The 17,555-nt window shown below is 71.8% G+C and carries 14 protein-coding genes and 4 tRNA genes; 15 read left to right on the top strand and 3 right to left on the bottom strand.

Annotated features, from left to right (window positions below; translation table 11 throughout):
* Positions 1-311 precede the first annotated feature (311 nt).
* A complete protein-coding gene (locus tag AC0VX6_RS26620) occupies positions 312-662 on the bottom strand; it encodes a metallopeptidase family protein (RefSeq protein ID WP_013155455.1) in 351 nt (116 codons plus the stop codon).
* A gap of 97 nt (positions 663-759) precedes the next feature.
* On the opposite strand from AC0VX6_RS26620, the gene AC0VX6_RS26615 reads away from it, so the two are divergent.
* The 5 genes from AC0VX6_RS26615 (at position 760) to AC0VX6_RS26595 (ending at position 3,765) form a co-directional block, all read left to right on the top strand.
* Positions 760-2,304, top strand: coding sequence for a metallophosphoesterase family protein (locus AC0VX6_RS26615; RefSeq protein ID WP_475469450.1), 1,545 nt, complete (start codon positions 760-762; stop codon positions 2,302-2,304).
* A 96-nt stretch (positions 2,305-2,400) separates the two neighbouring features.
* Positions 2,401-2,473, top strand: a tRNA-Glu gene (locus AC0VX6_RS26610).
* 88 nt (positions 2,474-2,561) lie between these two features.
* Positions 2,562-2,636 (top strand) — tRNA-Asp (locus tag AC0VX6_RS26605).
* 25 nt (positions 2,637-2,661) lie between these two features.
* A tRNA-Phe gene (locus AC0VX6_RS26600) sits at positions 2,662-2,735 on the top strand.
* A gap of 232 nt (positions 2,736-2,967) precedes the next feature.
* Positions 2,968-3,765, top strand: coding sequence for an alpha/beta fold hydrolase (locus AC0VX6_RS26595; protein ID WP_274975171.1), 798 nt, complete (start codon positions 2,968-2,970; stop codon positions 3,763-3,765).
* A gap of 79 nt (positions 3,766-3,844) precedes the next feature.
* Here the strand turns inward: AC0VX6_RS26595 and AC0VX6_RS26590 are convergent, their stop codons facing one another.
* The gene (locus AC0VX6_RS26590) at positions 3,845-4,261 is read right to left on the bottom strand and encodes an RNA-binding S4 domain-containing protein (protein ID WP_274975170.1); all 417 of its coding nucleotides are present in this window, start codon (positions 4,259-4,261) and stop codon (positions 3,845-3,847) included.
* 96 nt (positions 4,262-4,357) lie between these two features.
* On the opposite strand from AC0VX6_RS26590, the gene AC0VX6_RS26585 reads away from it, so the two are divergent.
* Together AC0VX6_RS26585 and AC0VX6_RS26580 are read left to right on the top strand one after the other, a co-directional pair.
* A tRNA-Asp gene (locus AC0VX6_RS26585) sits at positions 4,358-4,432 on the top strand.
* A gap of 82 nt (positions 4,433-4,514) precedes the next feature.
* Entirely contained in the window at positions 4,515-5,246 is a 732-nt protein-coding gene (locus tag AC0VX6_RS26580; RefSeq protein ID WP_274975169.1) for an rRNA methyltransferase, read from the top strand.
* Between the two features lie 257 nt (positions 5,247-5,503).
* Here the strand turns inward: AC0VX6_RS26580 and AC0VX6_RS26575 are convergent, their stop codons facing one another.
* Entirely contained in the window at positions 5,504-6,700 is a 1,197-nt protein-coding gene (locus tag AC0VX6_RS26575; protein WP_475466652.1) for an MFS transporter, read from the bottom strand.
* A 162-nt stretch (positions 6,701-6,862) separates the two neighbouring features.
* Between AC0VX6_RS26575 and AC0VX6_RS26570 the strand changes: the two genes are divergently transcribed.
* The 8 genes from AC0VX6_RS26570 (at position 6,863) to AC0VX6_RS26535 (ending at position 17,433) form a co-directional block, all read left to right on the top strand.
* Positions 6,863-10,540 (top strand): nitrate reductase subunit alpha, encoded by a 3,678-nt coding sequence (locus AC0VX6_RS26570; protein WP_274975167.1) that lies wholly within the window; start codon positions 6,863-6,865, stop codon positions 10,538-10,540.
* A complete protein-coding gene (gene narH / locus AC0VX6_RS26565) occupies positions 10,540-12,309 on the top strand; it encodes a nitrate reductase subunit beta (protein WP_475466650.1) in 1,770 nt (589 codons plus the stop codon). Before AC0VX6_RS26570 ends, narH begins: the two co-directional genes overlap by 1 nt.
* On the top strand, positions 12,306-13,040 hold the full coding sequence (narJ, locus tag AC0VX6_RS26560) for a nitrate reductase molybdenum cofactor assembly chaperone (protein WP_274975165.1): 735 nt from the start codon (positions 12,306-12,308) through the stop codon (positions 13,038-13,040). Before narH ends, narJ begins: the two co-directional genes overlap by 4 nt.
* On the top strand, positions 13,037-13,789 hold the full coding sequence (gene narI / locus AC0VX6_RS26555) for a respiratory nitrate reductase subunit gamma (protein WP_248772534.1): 753 nt from the start codon (positions 13,037-13,039) through the stop codon (positions 13,787-13,789). The genes narJ and narI overlap by 4 nt, the downstream gene beginning before the upstream one ends.
* Before the next feature lie 277 nt (positions 13,790-14,066).
* Positions 14,067-14,354 (top strand): GNAT family N-acetyltransferase, encoded by a 288-nt coding sequence (locus AC0VX6_RS26550; protein ID WP_017563820.1) that lies wholly within the window; start codon positions 14,067-14,069, stop codon positions 14,352-14,354.
* A gap of 159 nt (positions 14,355-14,513) precedes the next feature.
* On the top strand, positions 14,514-16,007 hold the full coding sequence (locus tag AC0VX6_RS26545; protein ID WP_475466648.1) for an alanine/glycine:cation symporter family protein: 1,494 nt from the start codon (positions 14,514-14,516) through the stop codon (positions 16,005-16,007).
* Positions 16,008-16,261: 254 nt separating this feature from the next.
* Positions 16,262-16,861: a GNAT family N-acetyltransferase gene (locus AC0VX6_RS26540; RefSeq protein WP_475466646.1), complete on the top strand. Its 600-nt coding sequence runs from the start codon at positions 16,262-16,264 to the stop codon at positions 16,859-16,861.
* Between the two features lie 356 nt (positions 16,862-17,217).
* Positions 17,218-17,433, top strand: coding sequence for a heavy-metal-associated domain-containing protein (locus AC0VX6_RS26535; protein WP_475466644.1), 216 nt, complete (start codon positions 17,218-17,220; stop codon positions 17,431-17,433).
* The last annotated feature ends 122 nt before the right edge of the window (positions 17,434-17,555 follow it).

Below are 17,555 nucleotides of genomic sequence, written 5' to 3'. Positions count from 1 at the left end.
GGTTGTAATCACGCTGTGTCGTGTCCCAATAACCAACAGTTCCGGATGGTGAGCTTCGTCGCAAGCCGTTTGGGGAAATTCGTGTCTGATTCGTTGCTGTGGGTAAGGAATGCCGGGTGGATTCGTCCGTGTTGTCAGGTCGCCTTGGACGGATTGTTTCCACTGCTCGCGGCGCGTGCGCGCGGAGTCGTGCCGCTGTGCCGGAATGTTGTCGATGAGCATGATGTGGATTCACATGTGCGAAGAGTGACGAAAAGCGTGATTCGAAGGAGACCGCGGCCCGGGGTCGAGGGGCCGGGGGAGTCCCGGGCTCAGCCCCAGCCGAGCTCGGTCAGACGGGAGTCGTCGATCCCGAAGTGGTGGGCGATCTCATGGACCACTGTCACGAGCACCTCCTCCACCACCTGCTCGGGGGTCTCGCAGAAGGCGCAGATGTTGCGCCGGTAGATGAAGATCTGGTCCGGGAGCACGCCGAAGTAGGAGTCGCCCCGCTCGGTCAGCGGGATGCCCTCGTACAGGCCGAGCAGCCCCTCCGGCGACTCGTCCTCGACGGTGATCACCACGTTGTCCATGAGCTGTGCCAGTTCGGGCGGTATCTGGTCGAGGGCGTCGGCGACCAGTTCCTCGAAGTCCCTGCGCGTCAGTTCCACCACACCTGCCATTGTGCTGCCTCCCCGCGACGCGCCGGAAGAGACATAACGCTCTCGAAGGGGAGGAAACACGGGAACGCCTTCCCCGGAGGGGCATGATGGGGGTGTGTTGTCTTGGGAAGCGATCCGCGGATACGACCTTCGCGGAGCCCTCCGACGGCTCCGCGGCACCTTCGACCGGCTGCGCTCCGGCCGCGCGTGGCGGTGGGGGTGCGTCGTCGTCGCGGGCCTGGTCGGCGGCTGGCTGGGCCTGGCCCTGGGCGGCCAGGTGGTCACCCCCATCGGCCCCGCGGACGTCACGATGAGCCTGAGCCCCCAGTGGCGGGGTGAGACGGTCGTCGACGTGGCCCCGCTGGGGCAGTTGGCCTTCGACACCCACAGCGCCCCGATCAAGCTGGAGGCGAGGATCTCCAACATCCGGCTGTCCGCGGCCGAGGAGGTGTTCGCCGACCCCGAGGCGATCAACCGCATGGCCGCGGGGATCGGGGCCGACCTGCGCGCCGGTGTGATCGGCCTGCTGGTGCGCTCGGTGGTCGCCGCCGCCCTGGGAGCGGCCCTGGTGGGGCTGCTGCTCTTCCGCGACGTGTGGCGGGCCCTGGCCAGCGCCCTGGTGTCGCTGGGCGTGCTCGTGGCCTCCGGGGCCGTGGCCGCCAACACCTTCAACCCCAGCGCCATCGCCGAGCCGCGCTACACCGGGCTGATCGCGGGCGCCCCGCAGGTGGTGGGCAGCGCGGAGGAGGTGGTGGGCCGGTTCAGCCAGTACCAGGAGCAGCTGGCGGGGCTGGTCGGCAACGTCGCGATGATCTACGAGGCGACCTCCACCCTTCCCGTGTACGAGAAGGACGAATCGGTCATCACCGTGCTGCACGTGTCCGACATCCAGCTGAACCCGGCCTCGTGGAGCATCATCCGCACGCTCCGGGAGCAGTACGGGGCGGACATGGTCGTGGACTCGGGTGACCTCACCGACCGGGGGAGCGCGGCCGAGGACGCGTTCGCCGACGAGATCGGCGGGCTGGACGTGCCGTACGTGTGGGTGCGCGGCCGACACGACTCCACGGGGACGCAGCGCGCGGTCGCGGCGCAGGAGAACGCCGTCGTGCTGGACGGTGAGGTCCAGGAGGTGGGCGGCCTGACCTTCTACGGGTCGGGGGACCCCCGCTTCGACCCGGACGCGACCCGGCTCAACCCCGACGCCTCCGAGGTGGCCGCCCGCGGCGAGGAGGAGGCCGAGAAGGTGGTGGACTCCCGTGAGGACGTGGACGTGGTCGTCATGCACACGCGCACGCAGGCGGAGGCCTTCGACGGGGTGGTACCGCTGGTGCTGACGGGCGACGACCACCTCAGGTCCACCGAACTGACCGACCTGGGCACCAGGTTCCTCGTGCAGGGGTCCACCGGAGGGGCCGGTCTGCGCGGGCTGGACCACGGGCCCGGCCGCCCGACCCCCTACCAGGCCTCGGTGCTGTACTTCGACGCCGAGACCGGGCGCCTCCAGGCCCGCGACGACATCGACCTGGGCGGCATCGGGCTGACCTCGGCACAGGTCGAGCGGCACATCGAGACGGACCCGCAGCGCCCGGTGGGCGAGCCCTCCGAGGAGCCGGAGGAGGAACCCGAGGAGGAGGCAGGCGACGGGCAGCGGACTCCCTGACCCGCGCGTCACCGCCGGTGGAGGAGGCGGCGACTGGCCGCGCTTATCACTTTGGTGTTGGTTGCGAATCTCCCCTATGCTTGACGTGTCACACGGGCCCCCATCGTCTAGCGGCCTAGGACGCCGCCCTTTCAAGGCGGTAGCGCGGGTTCGAATCCCGTTGGGGGTACGAGGCGGTTCGAGCACTACCGGACATCTGGCAGAATGAGAACCGCAGCGAGAGCACGGGGCCGAGGCCCGGTGCGACAACTGAACAAGGTCCTGTGGAGCAGTTAGGAGTGCTCGCCACCCTGTCAAGGTGGAGGCCGCGGGTTCAAATCCCGTCAGGACCGCCGTCGCCGAGAGATCGGCGAGTGCGGCTAGGTAGCTCAGTTGGTACGAGCGTCCGCCTGAAAAGCGGAAGGTCGGCGGTTCGACCCCGCCCCTAGCCACAACCAGCAGACATGCAAAAAGGCCCCGCCACCTGCGGAAGCAGGCGGCGGGGCCTTTGCCTTGGCCGGTGGGCGCCTCCGGCGGCTGCCCGCTGGATGCTCCTGCCCTCCCACGAAGCGCCGTGTCCTGGGAGTTCCGGAGTAGGGGGCTTTCGTGTTTCCGGGCCGCTCCGGGCGGCGGGGTGACGCCGACCACGGCGCGGGCGGGGCTCCTCGGGTAGTGTCCGGACCCGTGAGCCACGTGACCGCAGCTGACGGAACCCGGATCTGGTACGACGTCCTCGGGCAGGGCGACCCGCTCCTGCTCCTCAACGGGCAGTCCCTCGACCACGAGATGTGGGACGGGGTGCACGCGGACCTGGCCCGGCGCCACCGGGTCGTGCGGATGGACTTCCGGGGGACCGGCGGCAGCGACGCGCCCCTGGACGAGCCCTACACCTTCGGCCTGTTCGTGGACGACGCCCTCACCGTCCTGGACGCCCTGGACATCTCCCGTACGCACGTCTACGGGTTCTCCATGGGCGGGAAGGTCGCCCAGACCTTCGCGGCCGCCCGGCCCGGGCGCGTCGGCGCGCTCGTGCTGGGCTCCACGGCGCCGGGCGGGAGCAACGAGGTCGAACGCCCGAGGTCGGCCACCCTCGCGCTGCGCCGGGCCGGTACGGCCGAGGGGCGCGACCTGATCGCCGAACTCTTCTACGGCCCCGAGTGGGCCGCCGCCCACCCCGACACGGTCACCCGCGTCCTGCCGCGCGGGCCGCTGCGCGCCCAGCGCCTGCACTTCGGCGCCAGCTCGGGCTACGACGGGTGGGACCTGCTGCCCTCCGTCCAGGCGCCGACCCTGGTCGTGCACGGTGAGGACGACGTCCTCACCCCGGTCGGCAACGCCGCCCTGCTGGCGGAACGCGTCCCCGACGCCCGGCTGCTGGTCCTGCCCGGCATGCGCCACGGCTACCTGCACGAGGACGCGGCCAAGGCCACGTGCGAGGTGTTGGACTTCCTGGCCGAGCACCCGCTCCCCGCGCTGGACTGACGGGCGGTACCGGTCGGCGGTACCGGAGCCCCGGGCGCGGCCGTTTCCGCCGACCGCGCCCGTTTCCGCCGACCGCACGCTACGGAGCGGGCGGGCCCGGCGGGAAGTCGCTGCGCAGCCTGTCCAGCATGCGGCGGTCGCGCTTGGTCGGCCTTCCGGCTCCCCGGTCGCGCCGGATGACGGGAGTGGTCGCCTGCGGCGGAGGCGTCGGCGTCCTGTCGGTGTAGCAGCGCGCGGCGAGCGGCGCGCTCACGCGCTTCTCGATGACATGGCCCACATCGACCGTGCGCGTGGTCCCGTGCAGCCGGACGCGCACCTCGTCACCGACCTTGACCGTGGTGGCGGGCTTGGCCGGACGGTCGTTGACGCGCACGTGCCCGCCCCGGCAGGCCTGGGCCGCGTCGGAGCGCGTTTTGGTGAGGCGTACGGCCCACAGCCAGCGGTCGACCCGGGTGCTCTCCGGGCCCGACGGCAGGGGCGCCGAGAACTCGTTCACGCCGGTTCCTTCCACTCTCCTGGGCGTTTCCCGCCACTCTAGGCGGCCGCCGGTACGAAGTACTCCGAAGTCGCGCTAGAGTTGTTCATGCAGCGAGGTCCTGTGGAGCAGTTAGGAGTGCTCGCCACCCTGTCAAGGTGGAGGCCGCGGGTTCAAATCCCGTCAGGACCGCATGATGGAGGCCCGGTGTCGAACAGACACCGGGCCTTCGGCGTTCTGCGGCCGACACGGACACAGAAGGGCATGAGGGACCTTGGGTTACCGGTACGCCGTCGAGCGGACCGACCACTCGGCCCTGGCGAGCGGGCACGTGCTGCGGTCCGCGCCGGGCTTTCCGGGCTTTCCGGTGCGGCTGGCCAGTGAGCTGTTCCAGCGCGCGATGGTGCACACCGGAGGGGAGCCCGTCCGCCTGTGGGACCCGTGCTGCGGCAGCGGGTACCTGGCGACGGTGCTGGGCCTGCTCCACCGCGACCTGCTCACCGGCGTCCGCGCCACCGACGTGGACGCCGACGCGGTCGCCCTGGCCGCGCGCAACCTGAGGCTGCTGACCGCCGAGGGGCTCGCCGAACGCGAGGAGGAGCTGCGCCGCTCCGCCCGCGACTTCGGCCGCGTGGCCTTCGTGGAGCGTGCCGAGGCCGCCCGCGACCTGGCGGCGGGGCTGGCCGCGCAGGGCGGCGACCTGCCCCACGAGGCGGCCGTGGCCGACGTGTTCTCCCTGGAGGAGGGCGTGGAGGCCGACCTGGTGGTGACGGACGTGCCCTACGGCGAGATGACCCGGTGGGAGGGGGACGTCCCCGGCGGCGCCGGGGAGCCGATGCGGGGACTGCTGGCCTCCCTGGGCCGGGTGCTGCCCGAGCACGCCGTCGCGGTGGTGACCGCCCGCACCCGGCGGGTCGCCCTGCCCGAGGGCGTGCGCGCGCTGGAGCGGGTGAAGGTGGGCAACCGGGCCGCGGTGCTGGTGCGCGCCCGCGACATCGCGCCCTAGGGAGTGTTCCGCGGAGGCTTTCGGATCAGCGAGCGGCCGTCCGGGCAATCTCTCGCGAGACGGTTCGCGTAGGTCAGCCTGGTTGGCTTTCCAAGCGAAACCGGCGCAGCGAGAGGCAGCCCGGTGGTCGCGAGCCCGGAATGGTCCGAGGAACACGACCCAGACGCCTGCCCCACGGTTCCCGGCCCCGGCGCCGTCCACGGGCCCAGGGTCGTCCACAGGCTGTGGACGGCCGTGCGGCCCCGCTCCCGGCCGCCTCAACCCCGCACGTGGGCGAAGGCCCGCCAGGTGTACAGGGCCACCGCCAGGGCGACCGCCGCCAGCAGCACGAAACCCAGCGTGTAGGCCCCGGTCGCCTGGTACACCGCCCCCATGAGCAGCGGCGGGAAGTAGCCGCCCAGCCCGCCGGCCGCGCCCACCAGGCCCGTGACCGTGCCCACCCTCGACGGTTCCACCAGCTTGGCCACCAGGGCGAACACGGCCCCGGTGCCCAGTCCCAGCGACAGCGCGATCAGCACGAACGCCGCACCGGCGGGGAACTCCGCGGGCGGGTGCAGGGCCAGCACGACCGCGAACACGCAGGTGCCGAGGAACGAGATCAGGCACACCCGCACCGGGCCGATCCGGTCCGACAGGACGCCGCCGACCGGCCGGGCGGCCACGGCCGCCACCGCGAACCCGGCGGTGCGCAGACCCGCGGCGGTCTGCGCGTAGTCGTAGGCCAGCGTCAGCAGCGTCGGCAGGTAGGTCGAGAAGGCCACGAAACCGCCGAAGGCGACCGCGTACAGCAGCGACGCCTGCCAGGTCGCCCGCAGCCGCACGGCCTCTCCCATGCGCGGCAGCGCGGGCTCCGTGCGAGGCCGCCACTCCGGCGAGTCCCGGCACATCAGCCACATCACCACGCCCATGGCCGCCAGCGCCGCGCACAGCAGCAGGTGGGTGGTGAACAGTCCCACCGTGTCCACCAGCCAGGGGGTGAGGAAGGACGACAGGGCGGTGCCGCCCATCCCCGCGCCGAACACGCCCGTCGCGAACCCGCGCCGGTTCGCCGGGTACCAGGCGTTCACGAACGGGATGCCGACCGCGAACGACGTGCCCGCGACGCCGAGGACGAAGCCCCACAGCAGCAGCATCCCGTAGGAGTCGCCCGACACGCCCACCAGGAACGTCGGCACGATGCTCGCGAAGCACAGGACCGTGAACATCAGCCGCCCGCCGTAGCGGTCGGTCAGCGCGCCCACGGGGATGCGCCCCAGCGCCCCCACCAGAACCGGGAAGGCCACCAGGATCGAGGTCTGCGTGGGTGTCAGCCCCAGGTTCTCGGTGTAGGTGCGCGACAGGGGCCCGATGAGGTTCCACGCCCAGAAGGTGAGTGTGAACGCCGCCGTGGCCAGCGCGAGGTTGCCGCCCGCCGTGCCGCGGTGCGACACCCTTCTTCCCGATTCCGTACGCATATGCGCATTCCTTCCTCCACCGCTCCAGGCGATTGTCACCCGATCCGGTGTGGGATGCGCCTTTTTCACGCCGGAGAAGGCATATTTGTTGGCGGAATGCAGTGGGTTATGGCCCGGCGTCCCCGCTGGGGGCCAAGGAACGGTAAACGGGGTGTTGTCCGTATGGCGGCGGAAAGCAAAAAAGGCGGCGCGGGGAACGCCCTTCTTGCACTGGGCAACCACCTCACCCGATCCGAGCCGCTGGACGGCGACCGCGCCCAGGTCAGGAAGGGCGGACGCCAGGGCGACTCCTTCTACCGCGACCGGTGGAGCCACGACCGCGTGGTCCGTTCCACGCACGGCGTGAACTGCACGGGTTCGTGTTCCTGGGACGTCTACGTCAAGGACGGAATCATCACCTGGGAAACGCAGGCCACCGACTACCCCTCGGTCGGCCCGGACCGCCCCGAATACGAACCGCGCGGATGTCCGCGCGGCGCCGCCTTCTCCTGGTACACCTATTCGCCCACCCGCGTCCGTTATCCCTACGCGCGCGGCGTCCTCGTGCGGATGTACCGCGAGGCGCGCGCCCGTCTGGGCGACCCGGTGGCGGCCTGGGAGGAGATCACCGCCGACCCCGACAGGCGCGCCCGCTACCAGCGGGCCCGGGGCAAGGGCGGGCTGGTCCGGATCACCTGGGACGAGGCCCTGGAGATCGCCGCCGCCGCGCACGTGCTCACCATCCGAAGGTACGGACCGGACCGCGTCGCCGGGTTCTCGCCGATCCCCGCGATGTCGATGGTCTCCCACGGCGTGGGCGCGCGCTTCGTGAACCTGCTCGGCGGCTCCATGCTGTCCTTCTACGACTGGTACGCCGACCTGCCCGTGGCCTCGCCGCAGGTGTTCGGCGACCAGACCGACGTCCCCGAGTCCGGCGACTGGTGGGACGCCGCCTACCTGGTGCTGTGGGGCTCCAACGTCCCCGTCACCCGCACCCCCGACGCCCACTGGATGGCCGAGGCCCGCTACCGGGGCCAGAAGGTGGTGGTCGTCTCCCCGGACTACAGCGACGCCACCAAGTTCGCCGACGAGTGGCTGGCGCCCCACCCGGGCACGGACGGGGCCCTGGCGATGGCCATGGGGCACGTGATCCTCAAGGAGCGGTTCGTCGACCGCACCACGCCGCGCTTCGACGACTACGTGCGCCGCTACACCGACCTGCCGTTCCTGGTGGCCCTGGACAGCCGCGACGGCCGCCTCGTCCCCGGCAAGTTCCTCACCGCCGCCGACCTGGGGGACACGGGGGAGAACGCCGAGTGGAAGCCGGTGTTCTGGCCGGAGGGCGAGGACGCCCCCGTCGCGCCCAACGGCACCGTCGGCCACCGCTGGGGCGAGGCCGGGGCCGGGCGGTGGAACCTGGACCTGGAGGGACGCGTCCCCGCCCTCACCCTCTACGCGGAGGGCGGGGAGGCCGCCGAGGTCGCCCTGAACCGCTTCGACACTCCCGGCGGCACGGCCGGGGTCCTCACCCGCGGCGTTCCGGTCCGCAGGGTCGGCGGACGCCTCGTCACCACCGTCTTCGACCTGGTCCTGGCCCACTACGGGGTGCACCGGCACGACCTGCCCGGCACCTGGCCCACCGGCTACGACGACCCCGCCGAGCCCTGCACGCCCGCCTGGCAGGCCGAACTCACCGGGGTCCCCGCCGACCGGGCCGCCCGCATCGCCCGCGAGTTCGCCGCCACCGCGGAGGAGTCCGGCGGCCGGGCCATGATCATCCTCGGCGCGGGCACCAACCAGTGGTTCCACGGTGAGAACGCCTACCGCGCCTTCCTGTCCCTGCTACTGCTCACCGGCTGCCAGGGCGTCAACGGCGGCGGCTGGGCCCACTACGTCGGCCAGGAGAAGTGCCGCACCTCCTCCGGGTGGGCCGCGTTCGCCTCCGCCGCGGACTGGACCCGGCCGCAGCGCTTCATGGCCGGGACCTCCTACTGGTACCTGCACACCGACCAGTGGCGCTACGACACCTACCGCGCCGACGCCCTCGCCTCGCCGCTCGGCCCGGGACGGGTGCGCGGCCAGCACACCGCCGACCTGGTCGCCGCCTCGGCCCGCATGGGGTGGATGCCCTCCTACCCGACCTTCGACCGCAACCCGATCGACCTGGGACGCGAGGCGCGCGAGCGCGGGCAGGACCCCGCGGAGTACGTCGCCGACCAGCTCCACAGCGGTGACCTGCGCTTCGCCGCCGAGGACCCCGACGCCCCCGCCAACTGGCCCCGGGTCCTCACCGTGTGGCGGTCCAACCTGTTCGGCTCCTCGGCCAAGGGCAACGAGTACTTCCTCAAGCACCTGCTCGGCACCCGCTCCAACCTGATGGCCGAGCCCGCCGGGCCCGCGGACCGGCCCGCCGACGTCACCTGGCGCGAGGAGCTCCCCGAGGGCAAGCTCGACCTGCTGCTGTCCATCGACTTCCGGATGACGAGCACGACCCTGCTGTCCGACATCGTGCTGCCCGCCGCGACCTGGTACGAGAAGCACGACCTGTCCACCACGGACATGCACCCCTACGTGCACTCGTTCAACCCGGCCATCGACCCGCCCTGGGAGACCCGCACCGACTTCGACGCCTTCCACGCCCTGGCGAAGGCGTTCAGCGCGCTGGCCGCCGACCACCTGGACGAGGTCACCGACCTGGTGGCCGTACCCCACCAGCACGACACCCCCGGCGAGCTGGCCCAGCCGCACGGCGTCCCGCCGGACTGGAAGGCGGACGGCGCGCGGCCCGTCCCCGGCCGGACCATGCCCGCCGTCGTGGCCGTGCGCCGCAACTACTCCGAGGTCGCGCAGAAGCTGGCCGCCCTGGGGCCGCTGGCCGAGTCCCGCGGGCTGCCGGTCAAGGGCGTGTCCTTCACCCCGGACCAGGAGGTGGAGTGGCTGCGCCAGCGCAACGGCGCCGTCCGGGGCGGGGTAGCCGACGGCCGCCCGTCCCTGGACACCGACGTCAAGGCCTGCGAGATGATCCTGGCGCTGTCCGGCACCAGCAACGGCCGCCTGGCCGCGCAGGGCTTCCGCCTCCTGTCCGAGCGCACCGGCACCGACATGGACGAGCTGATCCACCAGGCCGCCGAGCGCCGGGTGGTCTTCTCCGACGCGAGCCGGGGTCCCACGACGGTGGGCTCCAGCCCGGAGTGGTCGGGCAAGGAGGCCCCCGACCGCCGGTACTCGCCGTTCACCATCAACGTCGAGCACGACAAGCCCTGGCACACCCTCACCGGCCGCCAGCACTTCTACCTCGACCACGACTGGATGCACGAGTTCGGCGAGGCCCTGCCCGTCTACCGGCCGCCGCTCGACATCAGCCGCCTGTTCGGCGAGCCCCGGCTCGGCCCGACCGGCCAGCGCGAGGTGGTCGTGCGCTACCTGACCCCGCACTCCAAGTGGTCGATCCACTCCGAGTACCAGGACAACCTGCTGCTCCAGACCCTCTCCCGGGGCGGTCCCACGATCTGGATGAGCCCCGCCGACGCCGAGGCGATCGGCGCCGCCGACAACGACTGGGTGGAGGCGGTCAACCGCAACGGCGTGGTGGTGGCGCGGCTGGTGGTCTCGCACCGGATGCCCGCCGGAACCGTGTACATGTACCACGTCCAGGAGCGCACCATCGACGTGCCCAAGTCCGAGACCACCGGCAGGCGCGGCGGCATCCACAACTCGCTCACGCGCCTGCTGGTCAAGCCCACCCACCTCATCGGCGGCTACGCGCAGCTCTCCTACGCCTTCAACTACCTCGGCCCGACCGGCAACCAGCGCGACGAGGTCACCGTCGTGCGCAAGCGGACCACGGAGGTGCGTTACTGATGGCACAGGCCCACGGCGGCGGGGGCGGGACCGGCGGCTCCGGAGGGGAGCGGCCGGTCGGCAGGGTCATGGCGCAGGTCGCCATGGTGATGAACCTGGACAAGTGCATCGGCTGCCACACGTGCTCGGTCACCTGCAAGCAGGCCTGGACCAACCGCAGCGGCGTCGAGTACGTGTGGTTCAACAACGTCGAGACGCGGCCCGGTCAGGGCTACCCGCGCACCTACCAGGACCAGGAGCGCTGGAAGGGGGGCTGGGTCCTCGACGCCAGGGGGAGGCTCAAGCCACGCGCGGGCGGGCGGCTCAAGCGGCTGGCCACCATCTTCGCCAACCCGGTCATGCCCTCCCTCCAAGACTACTACGAGCCCTGGACCTACGACTACGAGACTTTGACCAACGCGCCCCTGGGCGACGACTTCCCGGTGGCCGAGCCCCGGTCGGCGCTCACCGGCGAACCCATGAAGGTCAGCTGGAGCGCCAACTGGGACGACGACCTCGGCGGCGGGCCCGAGCTGACCCGGCGGGACCCGATCGTGCGCAGGCTCGGCGACAAGGTGCGGTTCTCCTTCGAGGAGACCTTCATGTTCTACCTGCCGCGCATCTGCGAGCACTGCCTCAACCCGTCGTGCGTGGCCGCCTGCCCCAGCGGAGCCCTGTACAAGCGGGTCGAGGACGGCATCGTCCTGGTGGACCAGGACCGCTGCCGGGGCTGGCGCATGTGCGTCACCGGCTGCCCGTACAAGAAGGTCTACTTCAACCACAAGACGGGCAAGGCCGAGAAGTGCACGTTCTGCTACCCGCGGGTCGAGGTGGGCATGCCCACCGTCTGCTCCGAGACGTGCGTGGGGCGGCTGCGCTACCTGGGAGTGGTCCTCTACGACGCCGACCGGGTCCGCGAGGCGGCGTCGGTGGCGGACGAGAGGGACCTGTACCGCGCCCAGCTCGACGTGTTCCTCGACCCCTCCGACCCGGCCGTGCGCGCCGCGGCCCGGCGCGACGGCATCCCCGACCGCTGGGTGGAGTCGGCCGTCCGCTCCCCGGTCTACGCGCTGGCCAAGCGCTTCCGGGTGGCGCTGCCGCTGCACCCGGAGTACCGCACGATGCCGATGGTCTGGTACATCCCGCCGCTGTCGCCGGTGGTGGACGCGCTCTCCTCCACCGGGCACGACGGCGAGGATTCCGACAACCTCTTCGCCGCCATCGACACCCTGCGCATCCCGGTGGAGTACCTGGCCGAGCTGTTCACCGCGGGCGACACCGGCCCCGTGGACCTGGTCCTGCGGCGGCTCGCGGCCATGCGCTCCCACATGCGCCGGATCAACCTGGGCCGGGAGCGCGACGACTCCATCGCCGCCTCCGTCGGGATGACCGGCACCGAGATCGAGGACATGTACCGGCTCCTGGCCCTGGCCAAGTACGACGAGCGCTACGTCATCCCCACCGCCTACGGGGTGGACGAGGCCGACCGCGGGGTCATCGACGAGATCGGGTGCAGCCTCGACTTCGAGGGCGGGCCGGGCATGGGCGGCATGGGCGGGGGCGTGCCCTTCGGCGAGGCCTCCGGGCAGCCCCAGTCGGCGACCGTGGAGAACTTCCATGCCCTGCGCACCCGCCAGACCAGCGACTCCCAGGCGGACACGAGCGGCCGGGTCAACCTCCTCAACTGGGACGGTAACGGCCGCCCCGCAGGGCTCTTCCCACCCCGACGGGGTGGTGACGACGACGGCGGCGGCGGTGAGGCCGCGCCGCCGAGGAGGGGGAGAGGATGAGCACCACCGCTGACGCCGAGGGAGCGGGCGGGACGGTACGGAGCGGCACCGGGTGGCTGGGGGAGGCGCGCGCCATTCGCAGGGCGCACCGCGTGGCGGTCACCCACCAGGCCGCCTCGGTCCTGCTCGGCTATCCCGACCAGGCCTTCTTCGAACGCCTGCCGCTGGTGGCCCGCGCGGTCGCGGAGCTGCCGAGGGGAGGGGTGCGCGCGGCGCTCCAGGAGTTCTGCGACCACGCCTCCACCGTCTCCGAGCTGGAGCTGTGCGAGCACTACGTGGACGTGTTCGACCTGCGCAGGCGCCGGACCCTGCACATGACCTACTACACCGACGGCGACACCCGCCGCAGGGGGCACGCCCTGGCCGAGGTCAAGCGCGTCTACGCCGGGGCCGGGTGGCGGGTGGAGAACCGCGAGCTGCCCGACCACCTGGCGGTGGTCCTGGAGTTCGCGGCCCGGGGGGACGCGCGCGCGGGCGAGGCCCTGCTGCTGCGCTTCCGGCCGGGCCTGGACCTGATGGCCCGGACCCTGCACGACCACGGCACGCCCTACGCGCGGATCGTGGACGCGGTCCGCATGACCCTGCCCGCCCAGGAGCGCGGGGACCTGGAGGCCGTGCGCAGGCTCGCGGCCCAGGGGCCGCCCGCCGAGGACGTGGGCCTGGAACCGTACGGGGTGCGGGCGCCGCTGCCGCGGACCGAGGCCCCCGGGTACGACCGGGAGGAGCGGTGAACGGGTACGGCGCGCTCGACCTGCTGCTGTGGGGCGTCCTGCCCTACGCGGTCCTCGTCCTCGTGGTGGGCGGCCTCGTCTGGCGGTACCGGTACGACCGGTTCGGCTGGACGACCCGCTCGTCGGAGCTGTACGAGTCCAGGCTGCTGCGCATCGGCAGCCCGCTGTTCCACATCGGTCTGCTCCTGGTGATCGGCGGCCACGCGGTCGGGCTGCTCGTGCCCGAGGGCTGGACCCGGGCGGTCGGGGTGTCCGACACCGTCTACCACGTCACCGCGCTGTCGCTCGGGCTCGTGGCGGGGGTGTGCACGCTCGGCGGGATCGCCCTGCTGATCTGGCGCCGCCGCACGACGGGGCCGGTGTTCAGCGCCACCACGCGCAACGACAAGCTCATGTACCTGGTGCTGGTCCTGGCCATCGTCACCGGGCTGGGCATGACCGCCTACTTCGCCGGGGTGGAGGTGGCGGGCGGGCACACCCAGGACTACCGGCGGACGGTGTCGCCGTGGTTCCGCTCCATCTGGGTGCTCCAGCCCGACGTCGCGGCGATGTCCGCCGCCGAGGCCCCGTACAAGCTGCACGCCCTCGTCGGCCTGGGGCTGTTCGCGCTGCTGCCCTTCACCCGCCTGGTGCACGCGTTCAGCGCGCCGATCGGCTACCTCTTCCGTCCCTACGTCGTCTACCGCACGCGGGACCGGTACCCGACCGCGGCGGGACAGGCGGAGCGGCCCGCCCGCCGGGGCTGGTGACCCGGCCGCCCGCGCGGTCCGGTCCTCCGCGCGGTCCGGTCCTCCGCGCGGTCCGGTTTTCCGTGCGGTCCGGCCTCCCGGGCCTCCCGTCCGGCCCGTCTGTGCGGCCGGGGCGGTCCGGGAGGTCCGGGCGGCCGGCGGCTCGGGAGGTCCGCGGCCCGCCCCGGTCACGGACGGTGACCGCTCGACCGGGGTGTGCGCGACGGTTATGTGTGGGAACGTGGTCATTGGCCCGCGCACACCGCGTGCGCGAACACGGGGAGTGGGAGAGAGTGCCATGGACCTGACGGTCGTCGACGTTCCGGAACGCTCGCGCTACGAGGTGAGCGCGGACGGGGCGGTGGTGGGGTTCTCCGCCTACCACCTGATCGACAAGGGCGTGTACGCCCTGCCGCACGTGGAGGTCGACCCCTCCTTCGAGGGCAAGGGTGTGGCGAGCCGCCTCATGCGCGACTCCCTGGACCACATCCGGTCCCGGGGGCTCAAGATCGTGCCGATCTGCCCGTTCGCGCAGGCCTACCTCAAGAAGAACCCGTCCTACGCGGACCTGGTCCACGAGGGCTGAGCCGGCGGCTGCGCGCGGGGCCTCCGGGCGGCTCCGCCGACCGGGGTCGGATAACGGGGACATCACCATCCGGGCACGGCGTGTTCCGGATGGTGATTACGCGTACTTCACGGGTATGTGGGAGCGGTTGTCCTTCTCCGGAGCAAAGGAGCCCCGCCCGTGTTAGTCGCAGACGCGGCACCCACCCTCGACGCGCGCCTCACCGACGCCATCGCGACGTTCAACAACGACTTCTTCTGGGCCTGGATCCTGATCCCGCTGCTCGTGGTGGTGAGCGTCTACCTCACCATCCGGACGGGAGCCGTCCAGTTCCGGATGCTCCCGGAGATGTTCCGGGTGCTCAAGAGCAAGCCCGAGACCGCTCCCGACGGGGGCATGGCCGTCTCCTCGCTCCAGGCGTTCATGATCTCGGCCGCGGCCCGCATCGGCACGGGCAACATCGTCGGCGTGGCCGTCGCCATCTCCCTGGGCGGCCCGGGCGCCGTCTTCTGGATGTGGGCGATGGCGCTCGTGGTGTGCGCGGCCAGCTTCGTCGAGTCCACCCTGGCCCAGCTCTACAAGGTCAGGGACTCCACCGGCTACCGGGGCGGACCGGCCTACTACATGGAGAAGGGCCTGGGCCAGCGCTGGATGGGTGTGCTCTTCGCCATCGTCCTCATCCTGACCTTCCCGATGGTCTTCAACGCCGTGCAGAGCAACACCATCGCCGGGGCCGTCACCAACTCCGCCCAGAACATGAACGTGGACGCGGGCCTGGGGCTGTCGGCAGCGGTCGGGGTCGTGCTCGTCGCGGTCACCGCGATGGTGATCTTCGGCGGCGTGCGCAGGATCGCGCAGACCGCCCAGGCGCTGATCCCGGCCTTCGCGCTGATCTACCTGATCATGGGCATCATCATCGTGGGGATGAACTTCGAGCGCATCCCCGGGATGTTCACGCTCATCTTCGAGCACGCCTTCGGCATCCGCGAGTTCGCCGCCGCCGGTCTGGGCACGGTGATCATCCAGGGCGTGCGCCGGGGCATGTTCTCCAACGAGGCGGGCCTGGGCTCCGCCCCCAACGCCGCGGCCAGCGCCGCCGTCAGCCACCCCGCCAAGCAGGGCCTGGTGCAGACCCTCGGCGTCTACTTCGACACCCTCGTGGTCTGCTCCATCACGGCCTTCATCATCCTCATCGGCTACGAGGGCGGCTCCGAGCGCGAGCTGGAGGGCGACCTCACCCAGATCGCGGTCACCGAGGCGCTGGGGCCCTGGGCGCTGCACCTGATGACGCTGATCATCCTCCTGGTCGCGTTCACGTCGGTGCTGGGCAACTACTACTACGGCGAGTCGAACCTGGAGTACCTGACCGCCGACCGGCGCGTCATGCTCGGCTACAAGATCGTCTTCCTCGTGGCCAGCTTCCTCGGCTCGCTGGGCTCGATCGACCTGGTCTGGACGCTGGCGGACACGACCATGGGCATGATGGCGCTGATCAACCTCGTGGCCATCACACCGCTGGCCGCGATCGCGGCACGGGTGCTCAAGGACTACAACGACCAGCGGCGCCAGGGCATCGACCCCGTGTTCACGCGGGACCGGCTGCCCGACCTGCGCGGCGTGGAGTGCTGGGAGCCCAGGGAGAGGGAGGCGGCGGCCGAGTCCGACCGGGTCTGACGGCCGCGGGACGGGGCCCGCGCCGCACCGGGGCCCCGGGCCGTCCCGCGCTCCGGCCGGGTCCTGATCCGTCCGCGGGTGGGGCGGGGGAGTACGCATCCCCCGCCCCACCGGCGTCTTCAAGGGGTCATTCGATGACAGAACCCACCAGGTAAGGCTTTTCAGTGCATCTGTGTTCTTTCGGTCACGGCGAATAATCGCTAGTGTGCTGGATCACAGTTGTGGCGGCCCGTGTGTCTCGTCGAGGGAGTCCGATGTCCATCGTCTCAATCGAGCCCGCCACCGCCGAGCGGTGGGAAGACCTGGAGAACCTGTTCGGACCGACCGGAGCCTACGGGCACTGCTGGTGCACCTTCTTCCGGAGGCGGGCCAAGGACCACACGGCGAGCACCTCCTGCGACCGCTCCCAGCGCGGTGTGGACAACAAGGAGGAGCTGCGGCGCCTGACCCTGGACGGGCGGGTGCCCGGCCTGCTCGCCTACGACGGGGACGGCCCCTGCGGGTGGGTGTCCGTGGCCCCCCGGGAGGACTTCATCCGGTTGTCCCGGTCGCGGTCCCTGCGCCCGGCCGATCCCCGCGAGCCCGGCGTGTGGTCGCTGGTCTGCTTCTGGCTCCCGCCCCGTCGGCGCAGACGCGGCCTGGGCAGCCGCCTGCTGGACGGGGCGATCGAGTACGCCCGGGCCAACGGCGCCCGCGTCCTGGAGGCCTATCCGGTGGACACCGCCGGAGGGCGTGCGCCCAGCGCCGAGGTCTACACGGGAACGGTGGAGATGTTCCGGCGGGCCGGGTTCACGCTGAACAACCACCACGCGAGCGAACGCGTGGTCGCCCGCCTGGAACTCAAAACCGAGTAGTCCCCGCCCCCTTTTTCCCCTTTTCCTGATCCGTCCCCCCGTCCCCCTCCCAGCTTCCGGCCGCCCCGCCGCGCGAAGTCCGGTGCACCCGCCGCCCCGCTCTCCGGTCCGAACACGGGCCGCCCCCGGAGAACGGGGGGAGGGTATCCGGGCCGCACGCCGGGGCGCCGAACGCCTCCCCGGTCCCCGTGGCCGCCGCCCGAGGTCCTCGCACGTCACGTGCGGGGGCCTTCGTCGTTTCCCGGGCGGCGCGCTCGGCGGACATTTGACAGCACCATACCCCCAAGGGGTATGTTGAGTGCATCGGAGGCCGGTCCCAGGAGGGCCGGTACAGCACACATGCCCCAGGAGGCGAAATGGCTGCCACCAGCACCGCTGTTTACACCGTTGACGGCATGAGCTGCGGACACTGCGTCGACTCCGTCACCGAGGAGGTCGGCGGGGTCGCGGGGGTCACCGACGTCGAGGTCGACCTCGACAGCAAGAAGGTGACCGTCACCAGCGACGGCCCGGTCGACGACGCGTCGGTCCGCGCCGCCATCGACGAGGCCGGGTACGAGGTGCGCGGCTGACGCGCACACCGGCCCCGCGGTCCGGACGGGAACGGCGCACCGCCGACCCCGGCCCGCGGGGGGAGTTCCGGCGCACGGGCGGGACGCCCGCCCGCGCCGGGCTCCGGGGTCGTCCGGCACCG

Source organism: Nocardiopsis sp. iso_25, from assembly GCF_056173305.1.
This window is presented reverse-complemented; position numbering and strand designations above follow the sequence as displayed.